At 63.3% G+C, this 17,855-nt stretch carries 17 protein-coding genes and 1 pseudogene; 6 read left to right on the forward strand and 12 right to left on the reverse strand.

Going from position 1 to position 17,855, the window contains the following annotated elements; all coding sequences use genetic code 11:
• Together E4P82_RS18585 and E4P82_RS18590 are read left to right on the forward strand one after the other, a co-directional pair.
• Window positions 1-278 (forward strand): class I SAM-dependent methyltransferase (locus tag E4P82_RS18585; RefSeq protein ID WP_478219234.1); only part of this gene is annotated, 278 nt, incomplete at its 5' end.
• Entirely contained in the window at window positions 275-982 is a 708-nt protein-coding gene (locus tag E4P82_RS18590; RefSeq protein WP_169250272.1) for an HAD family hydrolase, read from the forward strand. The genes E4P82_RS18585 and E4P82_RS18590, both read left to right, overlap by 4 nt.
• Here the strand turns inward: E4P82_RS18590 and E4P82_RS18595 are convergent.
• From E4P82_RS18595 to E4P82_RS18620, 6 genes are all read right to left on the reverse strand, one after another.
• Window positions 979-1,677, reverse strand: coding sequence for a PP2C family protein-serine/threonine phosphatase (locus E4P82_RS18595; RefSeq protein WP_478219235.1), 699 nt, complete (start codon window positions 1,675-1,677; stop codon window positions 979-981). The genes E4P82_RS18590 and E4P82_RS18595 overlap by 4 nt on opposite strands.
• 220 nt (window positions 1,678-1,897) lie before the next feature.
• Complete coding sequence (locus E4P82_RS18600; protein WP_169250273.1) at window positions 1,898-2,404, reverse strand: FHA domain-containing protein; 507 nt, start codon at window positions 2,402-2,404, stop codon at window positions 1,898-1,900.
• Between the two features lie 48 nt (window positions 2,405-2,452).
• On the reverse strand, window positions 2,453-2,809 hold the full coding sequence (locus E4P82_RS18605) for an FHA domain-containing protein (protein ID WP_246327712.1): 357 nt from the start codon (window positions 2,807-2,809) through the stop codon (window positions 2,453-2,455).
• Window positions 2,806-4,728: a serine/threonine-protein kinase gene (locus E4P82_RS18610; protein WP_169250274.1), complete on the reverse strand. Its 1,923-nt coding sequence runs from the start codon at window positions 4,726-4,728 to the stop codon at window positions 2,806-2,808. Before E4P82_RS18610 ends, E4P82_RS18605 begins: the two co-directional genes overlap by 4 nt.
• Before the next feature lie 31 nt (window positions 4,729-4,759).
• The gene (gene asnS, locus E4P82_RS18615; RefSeq protein ID WP_169250275.1) at window positions 4,760-6,160 is read right to left on the reverse strand and encodes an asparagine--tRNA ligase; all 1,401 of its coding nucleotides are present in this window, start codon (window positions 6,158-6,160) and stop codon (window positions 4,760-4,762) included.
• A gap of 63 nt (window positions 6,161-6,223) precedes the next feature.
• On the reverse strand, window positions 6,224-7,039 hold the full coding sequence (locus tag E4P82_RS18620) for a hypothetical protein (protein ID WP_169250276.1): 816 nt from the start codon (window positions 7,037-7,039) through the stop codon (window positions 6,224-6,226).
• 280 nt (window positions 7,040-7,319) lie between these two features.
• On the opposite strand from E4P82_RS18620, the pseudogene cysE reads away from it, so the two are divergent.
• From cysE to E4P82_RS18635, 3 genes and pseudogenes are all read left to right on the forward strand, one after another.
• A pseudogene (cysE, locus tag E4P82_RS18625) lies at window positions 7,320-8,148 on the forward strand (serine O-acetyltransferase).
• Between the two features lie 8 nt (window positions 8,149-8,156).
• A complete protein-coding gene (locus E4P82_RS18630; RefSeq protein WP_169250277.1) occupies window positions 8,157-8,585 on the forward strand; it encodes an iron-sulfur cluster assembly scaffold protein in 429 nt (142 codons plus the stop codon).
• Between the two features lie 14 nt (window positions 8,586-8,599).
• Complete coding sequence (locus tag E4P82_RS18635; protein WP_281383730.1) at window positions 8,600-8,920, forward strand: HesB/IscA family protein; 321 nt, start codon at window positions 8,600-8,602, stop codon at window positions 8,918-8,920.
• A 114-nt stretch (window positions 8,921-9,034) separates the two neighbouring features.
• On the opposite strand, the gene E4P82_RS18640 is transcribed toward E4P82_RS18635, so the two are convergent.
• The 5 genes from E4P82_RS18640 to E4P82_RS18660 all read right to left on the reverse strand — a co-directional run bounded on the left by E4P82_RS18640 (window position 9,035) and on the right by E4P82_RS18660 (window position 17,286).
• Complete coding sequence (locus E4P82_RS18640; protein WP_211203217.1) at window positions 9,035-9,484, reverse strand: GNAT family N-acetyltransferase; 450 nt, start codon at window positions 9,482-9,484, stop codon at window positions 9,035-9,037.
• Between the two features lie 192 nt (window positions 9,485-9,676).
• Window positions 9,677-13,060, reverse strand: a complete 3,384-nt coding sequence (locus E4P82_RS18645) for a hypothetical protein (RefSeq protein ID WP_169250279.1) — start codon at window positions 13,058-13,060, stop codon at window positions 9,677-9,679.
• A gap of 1,403 nt (window positions 13,061-14,463) precedes the next feature.
• On the reverse strand, window positions 14,464-15,417 hold the full coding sequence (locus E4P82_RS18650; protein WP_169250280.1) for a hypothetical protein: 954 nt from the start codon (window positions 15,415-15,417) through the stop codon (window positions 14,464-14,466).
• Window positions 15,418-15,455: 38 nt separating this feature from the next.
• The gene (locus tag E4P82_RS18655) at window positions 15,456-16,127 is read right to left on the reverse strand and encodes a PspA/IM30 family protein (protein WP_169250281.1); all 672 of its coding nucleotides are present in this window, start codon (window positions 16,125-16,127) and stop codon (window positions 15,456-15,458) included.
• Between the two features lie 265 nt (window positions 16,128-16,392).
• Complete coding sequence (locus E4P82_RS18660) at window positions 16,393-17,286, reverse strand: NAD(P)-dependent oxidoreductase (protein WP_169250282.1); 894 nt, start codon at window positions 17,284-17,286, stop codon at window positions 16,393-16,395.
• A gap of 79 nt (window positions 17,287-17,365) precedes the next feature.
• Between E4P82_RS18660 and E4P82_RS18665 the strand changes: the two genes are divergently transcribed.
• Complete coding sequence (locus E4P82_RS18665) at window positions 17,366-17,542, forward strand: Uma2 family endonuclease (protein WP_169250283.1); 177 nt, start codon at window positions 17,366-17,368, stop codon at window positions 17,540-17,542.
• Window positions 17,543-17,555: 13 nt separating this feature from the next.
• On the opposite strand, the gene E4P82_RS18670 is transcribed toward E4P82_RS18665, so the two are convergent.
• Window positions 17,556-17,855, reverse strand: a 300-nt coding sequence (locus tag E4P82_RS18670; protein ID WP_420887142.1) for an ISAzo13-like element transposase-related protein, incomplete at its 5' end; no start/stop codon positions are given.

The following is a 17,855-nucleotide window of genomic DNA, read 5'->3' on the forward strand; positions in this document are numbered from 1 at the left end:
ATGGACACTTGATTTTCTCCACCATCAACCGCAATCCCAAAGCTTATCTATTTGTCGTCATTGGCGCGGAATACCTGTTGCGAATGCTGCCCAAGGGCACCCACGACTACCGCAAGTTCATCCGCCCCTCGGAACTGGACGGCTGGCTGCGCGCCGCCGGCCTGACGCTGCGGGAGATCATCGGCCTGCATTACAACCCGCTGACCCGAAGCTATCGGCTGGGACCGGGCGTATCGGTCAACTACATGGTTCACTGCCGCCCGGACGGCCTGGCATGAATCCCAGCCCCGCTGGCGGCGTACCGCCGGATTGCGTGCTGTTCGACCTGGACGGTACCCTGCTGGACACCGCCCCCGACATGACGGCGGCGGTGAACCGGCTGCGCCAGGAACGCCATCTGCCCGCGCTGCCGGTCGCGGCCATCCGCCCGACGGTCTCGCACGGCTCGCCGGGCATGCTGAAAGCCGGGTTCGGGCTGACTCCCGACGATCCGCTCTACGCCGAACTCAACCCGCGCTTTCTGGCCCTGTATCGGGAGGCCATCGCCGTCGAGACCGTGCTGTTTCCCGGTATGGCCGAGGTCCTGGACTACCTGGAAGCCGGTTCCATCCGCTGGGGCGTGGTCACCAACAAGCCGGGCTGGCTGACCGAACCGCTGCTGAAGGCGCTGGATCTATGGCCGCGAATGGCTTGCGTGGTCAGCGGCGATACCCTGAGCGCGCGCAAACCGGACCCGGAACCGCTGCTGTACGCCTGTGCCCGCATCGGAGCGCTGCCCGGCCGCTCGCTATACGTGGGTGACGCCGAACGCGACATACTGGCCGGCAAGCAGGCCGGCATGACCGCGCTGGTGGCCGGTTTCGGCTATCTGGGCGCCGAGGACCGGCCGGAACACTGGAACGCCGACGGCTTCCTGCAGCAGCCGAGCGATCTGTTCGCCTGGCTGGGCGGACCAGCCGCCCCCGCAACCCGAAACCGCTAGGGCGGCGCGGCAGTGCTGGCCACCGTCTCCATGTCTTGGGCCAACCACCACGCACCGCCGAGCGTCAACAAGGCCGCCACCAGCAAGGCCAGCAGCGGCGCGCGTCCCCCGAGCCGGCGCCAAACCGACGCCAGCGGCCGATCCGCCGCCTCGGCCCACAGTACGGTGACGTTGTCCTGATGGGGACATCGATGGGCCTCCACCGCCGCCAGCAACCGCCGGCACGGTTCTTCGCCACGCGCTCTGGTCAGCAGGGCGGCAATTTCGTTTTCGCCGAGCGTCAGCAGGCCATCGCTGGCCAACAACATCTGATCACCAGGCTTGAGCGGATAGGCTTGACGCGGCAGGTCCACCAGTTCGACTTCGTCGCCGGTAACGGCACTGACCAGCGCGTTGCGGGCGGGATGGCGAAACGCATCGGCGGCGCTGATCTCACCGGCGCTCACCTCGGCGGCCAGAATGCTGCGATAGGCATGATCCTGATTCAGACGGCGCAACCGTCCCCGTCGCCACAGCCACAACGGCGAATCACCCACGCTGATCCAGTACAACCCCTCCTCCGCCAGCACCACGGCCAGTAGCGTGCAACCCATTCCCCTCAGATTCTCCGGATCGGACGCCACCTCCAGCGCCATGCGCTCGTTCACATGCGTCAGCGTCCGTTCGAGCCGTTCGGGAATGGCGACCGCCGGCACCGTATCGTAGGTTTCGATGAAATCGCGGACCGTCAGGGCGCTGGCCCGAGCGCCCGCCTGTTCGCCCCCCCATGCCGTCGGCCAAGACCAGCAGCAGATCGCCCGCCTCCAGCTCCGGCGGCAATTCGAATACGCCGTAATCGTCTTCCTGACGAGCGCGCCCCCCCTTGGATCGTACCTTCATCGTGTACCCAAGCCACCATGCCACTCTCTCCACGCCTCACGCGCCTTCGCGCCAGTCGAAGCCGGGACCGCACAGCGGCACGAAGCGCAAGCAGGTCTGCCCCATTCGCAAGGTTTCGCCGCCGGTCAGTTCCACGGATTTACCCACCACCGGACAGCTATCCACCCAGTTGCCCGACGCGATCGATTGCAGGTAAAAGCGGCGGGAACGCGCGGTGTAGATGATCGCCGCTTGATTGTGAAGATCGATCGTGGCATCGCCGAAATCCAAGCGAATCCGGGCATCCGCGCCGCAGCCGATATCGTTGACCCCGTAGCCCAGCGCCAGTACCTCGCCTCGCCCCGGACCCTCGACGACCGCCAGCCAGCCGACGACCTGAGTCGGCGCCGGATCACGGGCGGGCGTCACCGCAACCGGAATCGCCCGCTCTCCGGCCGGCCGGGGTTTAACCACCGACTCAGAACGGGCAACACGGCGAGTCGGTTCCACGGGCGGAGCCTCGGACGGACCTTTTCTGAAGAAACCACCACGATAAAGGGGCATGACCGATCTCCTTCGGGATCGACGCCAAACAGGCGGATGGGCGGGCGCTCAGGTATCGCCGGTTCGGAAGTGCAAGCGGACCTCGCCCAACTCCACCACGTCGCCGTTACGCAGCGGATGGGCGTGAACGCGTTGGCCGTTGACCCAGGTTCCGTTGGTGGAATCCAGATCGCAAATCTGGAACGTGCCATCGGGCAGATGGTGAATCTCGGCATGGTGGCCCGACACCGAATCGTTGTCGAAACGCAGATCGTTGTCCGGCACCCGGCCCAAGCGGCACAATGGCGAAGATAAGCGCAGCTCGCCCCCGCTGAACCGGTCGGTGCGAATGAACCGCGCCCGCACCAGCATCTTTTCCGACTGACCGCGCCGACGGCGGGGAAAAGGCCACAGCGAAAATTTCATTTCTGGTTAAAACCCGTCGAGGTGGGCGGTTCCCAGAGCTTTCGGCTAGCCGGCGCCGGTTGAGTTCGCCGCAGTGCCGGAGGCGTCACCACAATTGGTTTGAGTTCATCTCGTTTCTGGCTTGTCCTGGATCGCTCGGCTCGTCGTTCGGCTTTCCTGGATCTCGGCGCCGGCTGTGCAGCGACCGGTTTAGAGGCGGGCTGGGCTGTCGACGACTCGCCACGACGCGCGGCGGCGGACAGCGCGGCGGCGGACAGTGCGGCGGGCGCGAGGGGAACCACTCCGGTTCCGGCGGTGGATTCCGCCGCGCCGCCGGCGGTCGTGGGTTCCTCCTGGACCGGCGGTTCCGCAACCGCATCGGCGGCAGTGGTCGGTTTTTCCTGAAACGGCGGCTCCGCAGCCGTGTCGTTGACGGTCGATGGTGGTTCGGTTGGCGCGTCCGCCCCAGCCACGGACGGCTCCGACGGACCTGGAGTCGATGGCGTTGCGGGCGAATCGCTCATCGCCGGCGCGGCGACCGGCTCCGGCACGGCTGTTCCGTTCGAAGCCGAAATTCCAGAAGGCTCGGTAACGGCGGCAGGCGGGACCACGACCGGCTGCTCGTGCTGACCGAGACTGTAGCGGGGCGGCGACTGTTCCTCCGGGGTGGGCGCGGATGGCCACAGCCAGACCACCACGGTGACCACCAACCCCGCCGCCACCGCCAGGGCCAAACTGCCGCCAATCTGCAAACCTAGCGACTGCCACTGCAAAACATGCGGCACGAAAGGCCTCGTCTTCTTCAGTTTCTGCACGACCAACGACCGTTGGCTCTCAATAGCCGACTTCTTGGTCACTTCCAGCCAGTCCTCGCCGACCGGCTGGTTCTCTATCGGCGCTTGCACCGATTCATCCCTGGATGGGGGCGGTTCCGGCACTGACGTGGCCTTGCTGGATCGAGCGCGCGGCAGCACGATCACCGTCTCGTCGTTGCTCTCGACCTGCGACCCATCGAGCGCCGCCTGCATCTCGGCCACGGTGCGAAACCGCAGCTCCGGCCGCACCGCCAGCGACCGATCGATCACCCGCAACAAGTTGGTGCTGTAGCGACCGGCGCCCACCTCGGTCGCCGGCTGCAAGTGATCGTCCAGCAGACGTTCGGCCGCTTCCACCGGAGGATGGCCGGTCACGCAGCGATACAGCACGGCGGCGAGGGCGTAGATATCGGTCCAGGTCCCGTAGCGTTCGTTGCGGGTGGTGTACTGCTCGGGCGGCGAATAGCCGGGCGTGACCAGGCTGGTCACGCTCTTGCTTTGGCGGCCGACCGCGCCCCGCGCCGCGCCGAAATCGATCAGTATGACCCGATGGTCGCTCGCGCGCAGGTACAGGTTGGCCGGCTTGATATCGCGGTGCAGATAACCCTGCTCGTGGACCGCTTGCAAGGCCGGCAACACGTCCTCCAGCAATCCGCGCACCTCCTCCTCGTCCAGCGTTTCGCCGTCCTGCAACACCGCGCTGAGCGGCTCGCCCTCTTCGTAATCCATGACGATGTAGGCGGTGCCGTGGGCGCGAAAATAGCGTTTCACCCGCACCACATAAGGGTGTTGGATCTGGGCCAGCACCCGCGCCTCGTCGAGAAAACGCTCCAATCCCCACGCATAGTCCGAGATCTGGCCATCGTTCTGGCTGCTCTGACCTTGGGTATTGGCGTACACCGTCACGCCGTCGCTATCGCGGAACGACCACTCCACCGGAAAATATTCCTTGATGGCGACCCAGGTCCGTAGGTGCGTGTCCAACGCCTTATAGGTGACGCCGAAACCGCCGGCTCCGAGAATGGAATCGATCCGATACTCGTCCAGCATGTAGTCCGAGGGCAGGGCGTTGGCTCGGCGGGAGCCGCTCTTGGGGGAGGTACTCGGAGAAGTGATATCATTCATGGCGTGAATCGGGCAACCTTGGGGTCCAGCGTTAAAAATCGGCGCTGCGGGGCGTGCGCGGAAACGGGATGACATCCCGGACGTTGCTCATGCCGGTCGCGTAGCTGACGGTGCGTTCGAACCCCAGCCCGAACCCGGCATGCGGCACGCTGCCGTAACGGCGCAGGTCACGATACCAATTATAGGCGATCTTGTTGATACCCATTTCATCCAGGCGCGCGTCCAGCACGGTCAGTCGCTCCTCGCGCTGACTACCGCCGACGATCTCGCCGATGCCCGGCACCAGCACGTCCATCGCCGCCACCGTGCGGCCATCGTCGTTCAGCCGCATATAAAAGCTTTTGATCTCCTTTGGGTAATTGACCAGCACCAGCGGCCGGCCCACATGCTGCTCGGTCAGATAGCGCTCATGCTCGGACTGGAGGTCCACGCCCCAACGGATCGGGAATTCGAAGGTTTCGCCGGCATTTTCCAGGATACGGATGGCTTCGCCGTATTCCATTCGCTCGAACGGCGTGTTCACCACCTGTTCCAAGCGGTGGATGCAGGTCTTGTCGATACGCTGGGCAAAGAACGCCAAGTCGTCGACGCGTTCCTCCAGCAGCGCCCGGAAGATGAATTTCAGCAGCGCCTCGGCCAGATCGGCGTTGGCATGCAGATCGGCAAAAGCGGTTTCCGGCTCGATCATCCAGAACTCGGCCAAGTGGCGACTGGTGTTGGAGTTCTCGGCGCGAAAGGTCGGACCGAAGGTGTAGACTTTCGACAGCGCCAAGCAATATGCCTCGACGTTGAGCTGACCGGAGACGGTCAGGAAAGTCTCCCGCCCGAAAAAATCCCGCGAGAAATCGACCTGGCCCTCGGGCGTGCGCGGCGGGTTGAGCCCATCCAGGGTACTGACCCGAAACAACGCGCCGGCACCCTCGCAGTCACTGGCGGTGATGATCGGGGTATGCACCCAAAAATAACCCCGCTCGTGGAAAAAGCGATGGATCGCCTGGGACAGGCAGTGCCGCACCCGCGCCACCGCGCCGATACTGTTGGTGCGCGGCCGCAGGTGCGCCACCGTCCGCAGATATTCGAAACTATGCGGCTTGGGAGCCACCGGATAGGTTTCCGGATCGTCAATCCCTCCGATCGTCTCGATCGACTCCGCCCGCAGCTCGACCGTCTGTCCCTTGCCGGCGGAGGCGACCAACTCCCCGCGAACGCGCAACGCGCAACCGGCGGTCAGGTGTAACACCTCACTCCGGTAGTTGGACAGCTCAGCGGAAACAACGATCTGCAAGGGATCGAAACACGAGCCGTCGTGAACGGCGATGAAGGATAAACCCGCCTTGGAATCGCGGCGGGTGCGCACCCAACCCTGCACGGTCAGCCGGCTGCCCGGCGGAATCTGGCCGCTCAGCACGGCGGCGATGGCATGAACGGACATCGATCGGCCTGCTCCGATAACCGCTGGGCCGCTGAAGCCCGGCGTTATAAGGATTGAAACGGGTTACAGCGCTTCCTGATACTTCCGCAAATGCTGCTCCCTAGCCTGACCGACCCAGTCGTCGCGACGGATACGGCCAAACGATTTGATGGCGGCTTCGATCCGTTCGATGTCCTCATCGCCGAGCACCGCCAGTTGCCGGTAAGTGAAAATACCGCAGGCGTTAAGCTTCTTTTCCAGCGCCGGGCCGATACCGCCGATGAGTTTGAGATCGTCCGATGGCGATTCGGCGGGCGTTTCGACGATCCGCGCCGTTGGAGGCGGCTCGTCGTTGGCGGCGGTGGGCGGCTCGGCGGTGGGCGTGACGACCGGAGGTTCGGCGGTGACTTCCGCCATCGGTTCCGGTTGCGCCGACGCGACAGCCTCGGGCGGCGCGCTGGCCGGCTTTTCGGAAGCCGTCGGCGCCGATTCGGCCACCGGAGCCGGCTCGGGAGTCACGACCGCGTCGATTTCGGCCTGATCCAGGGTAACCAAGCCGCCACGGCGTAAAACCGAGAAATATTCATCCCACCACTGATTCTGGGACTGAATCCAGCGTTGCAGCACTTCTTCCATCTGCCGCACCCAGGACGCCATCATTTCCGGCGTTCCTTTTTCGTGGGCAACCCGCTGCACCCATTGCTGGACCCAGGCGGCTTCCTGTTCCAGAGTCTGCCTGACCGCGGATTCCCAAGTGGTCAGGTTTTTCAAATACGTCTCGCGCCAAGCTTCAACCCCGACCGGTGGCTGAAACGGCACCGCCGAGCATAGGCTTTCCCAAAGCCGTTTCTGGGCGTCGGTCCAGGTCTTGATGGTTTCTTCGTTGATCCACGGCTTCACTATCGCTACCCTCCACTCCCAACCCAAGTTTGGTTTCGGCCCGCACCCGCTTGTCGGACCGCGAGTTATCCCGCGAACGCAATCTTAGGACCACATACCGTTCAAAGCCATATATCCGTTGCTCGCGAACGAGCGCGATACTTCAATAACCCGATATTTGGGACGCCGCGACGATGGCCTGGAGTAACGCCATGTCCATGCGCCGGCTTGCTATAATCCTTCGCCCTCGCCGTCGCTTCACGCAGGCGGCTCCTTCACTTCAACCTCTGGATGGGTGACTATGACGTTTTGGCAGCGTCTGCGGGAAGACATCAACTCGGTATTCGACCGTGATCCGGCGGCACGCAGCGTGCTTGAAGTCATCACCGCGTATCCCGGCATGCACGCTCTGGTCTTTCACCGAGTCAACCATGTGCTTTGGAACCTCGGGCTGAAGTGGCTGGCGCGTTTTTTTTTCGACCATGGCCCGCTGGCTGACCGGTATCGAAATCCATCCCGGCGCCAAAATCGGCCGGCGCTTCTTTATTGACCACGGCATGGGCGTGGTGATCGGCGAAACCGCCGAAATCGGCGACGATTGCACTCTGTATCAGGGCGTCACCCTGGGCGGCACTAGCTGGAACAAGGGCAAGCGCCATCCCACGCTGGGCAACAATGTGGTCATCGGCGCGGGCGCCAAGGTGCTGGGTCCCTTCAAGGTCGGCGACAACGCCCGCATCGGCTCCAACTCGGTGGTCATCAAGGAAGTGCCGGCCAACGCCACCGTGGTCGGCGTGCCGGGCCGGGTGGTCGAGGCAGGCGGCGGCGGCGCGGACGTACGGCGGGAAATCGCCCGCAAGCTGGGCTTCGACGCCTACGGCACCACCCCCGACATGCCCGATCCCGAGGCACACGCCATCAATCGGATGCTGGATCATATCCACACCCTGGATCGCACCGTCCGCCAGCTCTGCCAGACGCTGCGGGAGGCGGGCATTGAACCAGGCACGCCGCAACTGCCCGAGCTGAAAGGCTGCGAGCTGCACTCGGCCGCCAGCCGGGAGGGCTGGCCCGAGCAAAACGGCAACGGCGCGGCCACCCAGCAACGGAACACCGGAGTTTCGAACTGAGCGTGGCCATGCCGGAATTGAGCGCGCCCGCGCGGGAACACTTCACGCATCCCCGCCATGCCGGCGAACTCGACCCGGACGCAGTCGATGTGGCGACGGCGCGGGTGGGCGAACCGGCCAGCGGGGATATCCTGCAACTCCAATTGCGGATCAACACACAGGAGACGATCGGCACCGTCCGATTCAAAGCTTATGGCAGTGCCTGGCTCATTGCCTGCGGTTCGTTGCTGGCCGAACGCATTCAGGGTCGGACGCTGACCGAGGCCACGCAATTTCAGCATGACGAGCTGGTTGAAACGCTGGAAGTGCCACCGGCCAAACTGCACTGCGCCGTGTTGGCCGAAACCGCGCTCAAGGCGGCGCTGCGTGCTTGGGTCGCGCCGCGAACTCCAACCGAGGTCACCACTCAAACTCATCAGTCCCACACTTGCTCATAGAGGAAAGCGCCATGCTGATCACACTGACCGAAAAAGCCGCCGCCCGCGCTCACAGCTATTTGGCCAAGCAGGCGAATGCTCAAGGCCTACGGCTGGGCGTTCGCAACACCGGCTGTTCTGGCTATATGTATACCGTCGGACTGGCGGACACGATCAACCCCGACGACCAGATTTTCGAATCGCAGGGCGTCAAGGTCGTGGTCAGCACCAAGAATCTGCCCTATTTGGACGGCATGGAGGTGGACTACGCCAAGGAGGGATTGAATGAAGGGTTCCGCTTCCGCAACCCCAACGCCAAGGAAATGTGCGGTTGCGGCGAGAGCTTCAGCGTCTAAGATCGATGTCAAATGCCCTCTCCCAGGGGGAGAGGGTCGAGTGTTCGGCAATACGTAGTACCGACGCTGGTTTCAGTTCGTCCGTATACTGGGCATGACTTACCCCGTTCAGATTCAAAATACCCGCCGCATCGGGATCATCCGCGAGCTCTTGAAACCCAGCTTTTCATAAAGCGCTTGCGCAAGCCGATTATCGTGGTCGGTCAATACGGTTACCCTCAAGCAACCCTGCTCTTGTGCATGGGTCAGGGCCTTGCTCAAGAGCTGCTTGCCAAGACCCTGACCACGCTGGCTGGGGTGCACGATCATATCCTCAAGTAACGCGACCCTACCGCCCAGCGCCGTCGATTCCAGAAACTGAAGGCTCACCACCCCCACCACATGCCCGGATTCCGTGATGACGAGAAACCGTCCCCGCTCTGGATGAGAGAGAATCGTCTCCACCCCGCGCGCCTGACGTTCATAATCGGGCTCGAAATCCGCCTCTTGCTCAAAGAGCAGGGCCAATAGCCGGCAGATCGCATCCAAATCCGAAACATTGGCTGCGCGAACTTCAATATTCATGGGGCATGGCCTCTGAAGTACTACATATCATCCTATTATATTAATTAATAAACAATTACTTAAATCGATTTTCACGCCTTGGTCCACCACGCGGAACTGCTCCTCTCGCATAAAAGGCGGAAACCTCATCACACTCGAACGACCCAATCGGTTTCACGGTCGAGACCCGGACATGGTCCTGCCGAATTGTGGCTACTCCCACCCCGCCAGATCGGCACGCGCGATCCGAATCCGCCGCAGAATCGCTTCCCGCTTGAGATTGAACACCACCATGCCGACGGTGATGGTCGCCCCCAGTCCGAGCAGGATCAGCGCCCGGCTCAAACCCTGCTCGGGATAGAAGCGGAGCAGTTGCCCGATCACGTTGAGCACCAGGAACGCCACGCCGGCATACAGGAAAGCGCGGATGCGCAGGGCGATACCGGCGACGATGCCGGTCAAGGCCAGCGCCAGCGCCAGCACGAACACGCTCAACTCCGGCCGCAGGAACACGTCCAACCCCGCGCCGGCGTACAGCGTGCTCAGCGCCGCCAGCCGCGCTCCGTTCAGCACCTTCGGCCGCAATTCCCGGCGATGCAAGTGCAGCAGCACCAGCACCGACACGGCTCCAGGCACGATGTAGAACTGCCACAATCCGTAGTGCTCCGCCCACAGCGGCGCCCACAGGTACACCGCGCCGTTCAGCGCCAGCACGCCCAGATACAGCGGCCAAGGATTGCGCAGTGTGCCGGCCAGCGACAGGTACAGCACGGCGGCGGCCAGCAGTGCCCCACCGGTCCACGCCGAGGCAAGCTGCCATGGCGCGGTCGCCAGTGCCAGCAACGGCAACAGCATCGCGAGCCGATACAGCGGCGGGGAAGCAGTGAATTGACGCAGCAAGAAAGCGACGTAGCCAGCCACCATCAGCACGGCGGTATCGACCACCTCAAACGATGCCAGCCCCAACACCAGCAGCCGGAGGTAAGCAACCAGTAACCCCAACGCCAGCGCCGCCGCGTAAATCCAGTTCGGACGGTCCGGCCGCCGCCAGGCCCGAACCGTCGCCAGCCCTGCCAGTAGCGCCAGCGCCGTGCCGGCCGCCAGCGGATCGGCGGGAATGCCGAAATGCCACGGTGCCGAACCCAGTCCGGTCAGATACGCCACCAGAACGTAAGCGTGCAATCCCAACCAGATCCCGCTCAGACCCAACAGCCAAGGGGTCAACCCGCTGATGGCTTGCTCCAGTTCATAGCACTGGCCACATCGCTCCGTATCGACCTCGGGATCGAGTGCGGCCAATCGGATCATCACGCATCGTCTGGCCGCCATGAACCCCAGCATCAACAGCACGGTCTGCGCGGCGTACCAAGGCGCCAGTCCGGCCAGCGCCGCGAACGACAGGGTATCGCTCAACCAAACTGTGTAACCGCCGGCCAGCGCCAATAGCAATCCGAGTTGCAACCACCGCCGGTTTTCCCGCCACCAGCCGCGCGCCAGCGCCACCAGGGCCAGAAGCAGGAGGGTCGCAGTGCCAATCACCCAATTGGCTTCGGCCGTCAGCGGCAGCAGGCAAAGGCTCAGCGCCGGCAGGAGGACCAACCACTTGTCCAGCGAGGAACGCCAAACCGCCCAGTGACTGGGTCCATGGCGCCCTATCAGCAGCAGGCCACCCGCCCATAGCGCCACCATCAGTGGCACCCAAACCAGCGGCATCGCCAGATCGAGCAGGATCGCGAGTAGCAGCGCCCCGAACGCGGTCAATGACACATGCGCGGTCCAGGGTTCCGGCCGCAGATAGAAGGCATGGCCCGCCGTCGCCGCCAACAGTAGCGCCAACCCGCTCAGCGACCAGGAAGAATGCCCCAGCCGGAACGCGCCATCCCACAACAGGCCGCCGGCTTCCACCGATAACAGCCGAGCGAGCAACAAAATCAGTATCGCGAACGGTATCCAGAACAGTGGCGCAGCCAATCCGTCCTGCCGCCAGGACAGCCAACGGACCAGGCGCCGACCATGGCGACTCCACAACGGCACCAGCAGGAACAGCAGGTTCAGCCAAACCAACACCGCCGCCAACCCATCGCCCGAACCGAATTGCCAGTCACCTCGGCCCCACCAATTCCACTCCAGCGCGCCAGCGGCCAGCAGGCCGCTCCCGACCAGCATCGCGACCGCCAGCCAGGCCATTCCCGGCCATGCGGTATTGCGCAACAGCAGTAACAGGTACGGCGCCAGCCCGGCCAGCGCGACGGCGGGCGTCCATGCCCCGTCCATCACCGCCAGGGCGCCGGCGCCAAGAACGACGATCAAACCCAGCAGCGGCCAGAACGCCGGTGCCACCGCCCAGTCCGGTTGGAAGGCGTTCCAGCGCGGCAGCGGCAGGTTGCCGGCGAACCAGAGCGCATAACCCCAGGCAACGGCAATCGCCATACCCATGGCCGGGTTGAAATCCATCCGATTCGCCACGCTCCAGACCAGCGCGCTCGATAGCAGCGCCAGCCCCAACCCTCGCCAGGCGGCGGCACTGGGCAAGGGCCGCGCTACCGGGAACAGGGCGACGCACAACAGCGCCAACAGGATCGGCAATCGAGGATCGGCGACCAGGAACCCCAGCACCGCGCCCGCCAACGCCAACACGTACAGCAAGCCGCTCACTCGGTACAACGGCCCGCGCCAGTACGCCAGGGGCGCGACCCGCTCTCTCTCCAATCCCACGCCCAGCAACGCCATGCCCAGACTCAACATCCCGTTGCCGAACGGCTGCCCCAGACCGAACAGCGTCGCCGGCGCCAACCAGAAACCGATCAGCCAAACACCGACCGTCACGGTGGCCAGCGCCGCGTAAGCGTGCACCGCCCGCCGGTAACGCCAACCAACCAGCACGAACGACAGCAGGCTCAGCGTCAGCGCCGGCAGCAGTTCCGGCGCCGGTGCCCCCAGCAGACCCAACACCGGGCCAGCCGCCACCGGCAATGCCGCCACGAACAATGCTTCGTAATGCAGGCTTTCCTCGATCCACCGCCGGCCACCGGCGCCACCCGGCACGGTGAAGCGCAGCAGCCGCGCCAACCGCCAAGTCAGCGGCCGATTCAATCCCTCAATCGCCACTTGCCAGATCAGCAGCACGTACAGCACGGCCGTCGCTCCCAGCCATGGCGGCGGCAATCCGAGCCGATCCAGTCCGACCAGCACGCCCGCCAGTCCCAACAGTACCGGCAGCACGATCCAACGAAACACATGGAAGTGACCGACCAGCAACAAACCGCTCAGTGCCGCCAAGCTCGCCGTACCCGCCCACTTCACCGTCACCACGCCACCCAGCAACCGCAAGCCCAGATGCACCAGCCCGATCACCCACAGCAGGGCCATGGCTTGCTCCAGCGGCGCCCGAACCCAAGCAAGAGAGTCTCCCTCACATCTTTCCGATGCCTCGGGGGAATCTACATCCTGCTCGATCGCCCGTCGGCCCACCAGCGCCTCGCCATCCAGCGGAAACCGCCAAACCAGCCACCATAGCAACGACCACAGTGCCAAAACCCCAGCGAAGGGACCCAAGCCGGTACTCGGACCGGGGAAATAACCGCGCTTGACCAGCACGGCGATTCCCCCCGATGCAGGCCAGAACACCGTAAACGAATGCTTGCCGACGCAAACCTAGACCCAGCCACAACAGCAACCCGCCCGCCAGCGCCAGCAGCAGGATCGGCTCCAACCGGCCCAACAACACCGGCCACGACAGCCAAGCCTCCAAGGCCAGTGCCAGCGCGACGTTCGACAGGGCGCCGGCGACGAACACAGTTCGACTAAGGGCGGACTGCCGGCGATCATGCAGACCCAGACCAATCCACAGCGCCGCCAGCGCCAGCAGACCGAAAGCAGTCCGTGTTTCCCAGGCGAACGGCATCCACGCCGGCGCGTGGGCGACCGCCGTCGCCGCCAGCACTACCACACCGGCGTCGGCGTAGGCCCAGCGCGGGTCCGCCGCCGGTAATGCCAGCGCCAGTCGCACGGCGGAGTATCCGAGCAAGGTAGCCGCCACTGCGGTAGCGAAACCCAATTCACCCGGTCGTGACCAAAAGAGGCTCCAAACCGTCACGCCGACCAGCGCGATCCCAAACACGATCAGGCATTGCAACGCGATGGCACGCGAGCGCGAACCCGCCCAGCGCCCCACGCCAAGCAGCGCCGCCAAACCCGGCAGGCTGGCCAACCCATGCCAGGTGGGCGGCAGGTAGGCGACGATTCCGAATCCGTACAACCCGGCCACGCAGCCGAACAGCAGATACAGCGGCGGCAGAGTCCGATAGCGCCAAGTCATCCACCCGTACAGCATCGCGCCCAGGGCCAGGGTCAGCAATGTCGCCGGCGTGCTTTGGATCGCCACCGCCACCGCCACCACCGACAGTGCGTACAGCGCAAAACTGAAACGGGACAGGAAGGTATATTTGTTCACCCACTCCTTGAATGCGGCGTCCACCGGGAACAACAGCCCGCACAACGCCATCAGCAAGGGACCCGAATAACCGGCCGGCGGCGATTCGGGCCAGATCCAGGTGAGATGGACAAACGAGACCGCCGCCGTATAGACCAGCAGGCCCGCCGCGTAATAGGCCGTCAGCCGCTGATCCACGAACAACCGCCGCAGCCAGGTACCGGCGAAAACCCGCAAGCCGTAGCCGAGCAGCGCCAGCAGGACGATATGCAGCGCCGCCAGTCCTCGCCAGTCCGGCGCGACCGCCGCCAGCGGCGCGGCCAGTTGCACCGCCGCCAGCGCCGCCAGCAAATGCGCGTAGCGCCCCGGCAACGCCCGGTCCACCAGCGCGCTGGCCAAGGTGGCGGCCCAGACATAGGCCGCGAGCGTGATCGCCGCAATCACCAAACTGATCGCCAGCAGTACGCCATCGCCACCGCTGGCGTTCGCCAGCCGGACCGCGACCGCCAGATCCAACGGTGCCAACAGCATGGCGAGCGTCAGCAACACGCTGCTGGCGACGACCAGATCACCTCCCTTGCGGCGAAACCGATAGCCGGCCCAGAGCAGGAAGGCGGTGGTGCCGAACAGACTGGCGAACACCACCAGGGCGTTGACGAAACCACTGGTATTGGCAATCAGAAACAGTGCGCCGGCCATGAAACAGAAGCCGCCGACGAACCAACCGATGTTTTGCGCCAGAAACGGCGCGATCAGCTTCGGCCAACCGGACAGGGCGCGCAGCGCCTTCTCCAGCGGGCTGGGCGCGGCCGGTCGCCAATCGTCGTCGGGAGCCGCCGCTTGGCGAGGAATAGCCGGCTCGTCCGTTTTTTTTTAATAAGGCCGAGGCGGGCGTCGAGATTGCCGGCGGCAACGGTCGTGTCGGCGCTGGCGGTTGGAACGAGGGTATCGATACCGGTTCGGAAACCACCCGCGGCGGCCCGTCGATCACTTCGATCGATTCGGCTCCCAGCGCGAGTTCCGGGGCTGACGGTTCCGGTTCGGAGACAACGGATGACGATTCCGAAATGCTTGGTTGCCAGGGCGGCGGCCCCAGGGGAACATCCAGCGATTGGACCAACAAGCTCCAGGCCACGGCACGCCGACGTTGCCAAACGAGGTCATCCGGTTGCAACCCACCTTCACGTAAATGCCGCGCCCACGATCTATCCAAGGCATCGGTCAGTTGCCGATGCCGCTCTTCCGTCAGCACGCCGGTTTCGAGCAGCCGTTGCAATTCCAACCGCAACAGCAGCAGATTTTCCAGATCGACTGGCGCGAGAGAGCGGTCGCCACCGATCATAGGCGGCGAAGCGTTGATCTGGCCGGCCGACACTAACACGGTCGCTTCACCCGGCGACCGGTCCGCCAGCCGCTGACGCGCCTCCTTGAGCCGATGGCGGGTGACGATGAGGGCGATCAGCAGAATGATCGGCGAAACCAGCCACAGCACCGCCAACGCGATTAACAACGTCCAATTCATGATCCGCCCTCACCCCAGACGACAAGAGTCAGAAACGTTTAGCCTTTAAGCTCTTTCCGCAGCGCCGCCAGTTCCGCCTCGACCTCGCTGTTGGTCTCCATTTTCAGGAATTCCCGTTCGATTTCACTGTATTCGCCGTACAGTTCGGCCCGTGCTTCCATCCGTGCTTCCATTTCGCCCACCTTATCCGTCATGCGGCCGAAAGAATGATCAAGATCGAGGCCGGTCTGAAACCGGTCGCTGACCCGATCCATCTGCTCGCGCGCTTGGGCGGCCCGCTGCCGCGCCACCAGGCTGCCCTTCTTCAAACGCGCTTCTTCCAGTTTCGCTTCCAGCGCCCGCAACTGGGCTTTAAGTCGGTCTCCGGTGCGGCGGGCCGACTCCCACGAGGCTTCCAGGTTGGCGACGATGCCGTCATGCTCCTTCTTGCGCAGCAGCGCTTCCCGCGCCAACGCTTCGTTGCCGGCCTCCAATGCCCGGCGGGCGCGGCTGTGCCATTCCTCGGCTTGCCGGCGCTGGCTATCCAATTCCTTGGCCAGTTGCTTCTCGCTGGCCAGGGCATCGACCACCCCTTCCCGGGCGCTGTTGATGTTCTCCTCCATTTCGCGGATAAGCTGCTTGATCATCCGCTCCGGGTCTTCGACTCGATCCACCAGATCGTTGAGATTGGCGGCGATGACGTCACTGATACGCTTGAACAGATTGGCCACGGAACACCTCCTTACTGAGCGATTGGGATAGAAACGACTTGAGTATAGTCAGGATGATTTTAGTTGAACAGTGTTTAATTAAAGCCCGAAAACAAATTTGCCGGGTGATGGATTTCCGTGGTTTCACCCCGGTCATTTTCTCCAATCTGAGCGGCTATTCTTCGAAACTCGGACGGATTAACCCGACCCATCCGATCAACCACTAGCTAACAATTTGTTTCAACTACAAATTACATTGTGTACCGATAAAGGCGTCGTGCAAGGCTCACTCCCGCCGCAATCCAGCATCTTCCGACACCCCCAACGCCAGGGCGGTCATATCCAGCTTACCCCGTCCCTTCGCCAGGGCCGTCAATAAACGGTTATGCACCAGATCGGCGGCGGGCAACGGCATGCGGGAATTGGCCCCAGTCTCCAGGATCAACTCGATATCCTTCAGACCCAATGCCAGCTTGAAGCCAGGGGCGGTGTATTCTTCCTTGGCCAACAGTTCGCCGTAGAGATGGAACAGCGGCGCGTTCAAAATGGTACCGGTCAACAACTTCATCATCTCCATGCGGCCGATGCCATTCTTTTCGGCAAAGGTCAAGGTTTCGGCGTAGGTCTCGATCGACGCCAGGATCATGAAATTGGCCGCCAGCTTGGCGATATGCCCCTGGGCGGGGTCCTCACCCAGATCGTGTGTACCCTGCCCCATCGCCTCCAACAACGGCGACACTCGATGTTTGGCCGCCGCCATGCCGGAAAGCAGGATGAATAGCTTGCCGGCCGCCGCCGCCGTGGGTCGCCCCAACACCGGTGCGGCAAGGTAGTGCGAACCGTGAGCTCGATGCGCCTCCGCTAGGCGGCGAGCTAGATGTGGCGACACCGTACTCATGGACAGATGGATGCCATCCGCCCCCAATACCGCCGCCATGCCGTGTTCACCCAGCGTCACCGTTTCCAGCGCCGCGTCGTTGGCGAGCATGGTGATCACGATGCCACCCGGCTCCACCGTCTCGGCGGGGGTTTTCATCTCCCGAGCGCCTCGTTCCAGCAATTCCACCGCCTTGCCGGGAGTGCGGTTGTACACTCGCAGCGCATAGCCAGCATCAAGCAGTCGCCGCGCCATGGGCAAGCCCATGCTACCCAGACCGATAAAACCCACGGTTTCAGTCATTTCGTTTCCTCCGCCGGAATGAACGTCGTCAGTAGTTTATGGCACAATGGCTTCGTGCAATCGAACTGTCGAGGCCCCTATGTCTCTGCAACCCAAACCTCGTCTGACCCCCGAAGACTATCTGGCCCTCGAACGCAGCGCCGATTTCAAGAGCGAATATTTCAACGGCGAAATTTTCGCCATGACCGGCGCGAGCGAGTCGCATAACACGATCGTTGTCAATGTCAGCTCCGAAATTCGGCAACAACTTAGGTGATTTCCGAAGATTCTCATACCATGCAAGCGGGCCGAATCAGGATATCCCATTTGGGCAACTCGGGATGGCGTTCCAACCGAGCCTCTACCGCTTGCATGGCCTCTTTGGAAAGGGAGATACCTTTTTCATAGACCTTGCGAGTCAACTCCACAACCGGGTGAACACCCTTCCAAGTCATGCTCTTTGCCCACGCCAGCATGGTCTGAGCGTCGGCCAGTTTTGTGCCGTTCCAGTGCTTTTTCCAAATTTCCCCAGCAACGCTCCACCTGGATTCGTATTTGCTGTGGTAGGGCGGGTAGTACAGGAGCTGGAT

This window comes from Candidatus Competibacter phosphatis (assembly GCF_012939995.1).
Classification (GTDB): Bacteria; Pseudomonadota; Gammaproteobacteria; order Competibacterales; family Competibacteraceae; genus Competibacter; species Competibacter phosphatis.

Excerpts from the sequence above, each read along its gene's own strand:
- E4P82_RS18590 (WP_169250272.1), top strand. The coding sequence starts at position 275 with ATGAATCCCAGCCCCGCTGGCGGCGTACCGCCGGATTGCGTGCTGTTC.
- E4P82_RS18600 (WP_169250273.1), bottom strand. The coding sequence starts at position 2,404 with ATGCCCCTTTATCGTGGTGGTTTCTTCAGAAAAGGTCCGTCCGAGGCT.
- E4P82_RS18605 (WP_246327712.1), bottom strand. The coding sequence starts at position 2,809 with ATGAAATTTTCGCTGTGGCCTTTTCCCCGCCGTCGGCGCGGTCAGTCG.
- E4P82_RS18610 (WP_169250274.1), bottom strand. The coding sequence starts at position 4,728 with ATGAATGATATCACTTCTCCGAGTACCTCCCCCAAGAGCGGCTCCCGC.
- asnS (WP_169250275.1), bottom strand. The coding sequence starts at position 6,160 with ATGTCCGTTCATGCCATCGCCGCCGTGCTGAGCGGCCAGATTCCGCCG.
- E4P82_RS18630 (WP_169250277.1), top strand. The coding sequence starts at position 8,157 with ATGCCGGAATTGAGCGCGCCCGCGCGGGAACACTTCACGCATCCCCGC.
- E4P82_RS18640 (WP_211203217.1), bottom strand. The coding sequence starts at position 9,484 with ATGAATATTGAAGTTCGCGCAGCCAATGTTTCGGATTTGGATGCGATC.
- E4P82_RS18650 (WP_169250280.1), bottom strand. The coding sequence starts at position 15,417 with ATGAATTGGACGTTGTTAATCGCGTTGGCGGTGCTGTGGCTGGTTTCG.
- E4P82_RS18660 (WP_169250282.1), bottom strand. The coding sequence starts at position 17,286 with ATGACTGAAACCGTGGGTTTTATCGGTCTGGGTAGCATGGGCTTGCCC.
- E4P82_RS18665 (WP_169250283.1), top strand. The coding sequence starts at position 17,366 with ATGTCTCTGCAACCCAAACCTCGTCTGACCCCCGAAGACTATCTGGCC.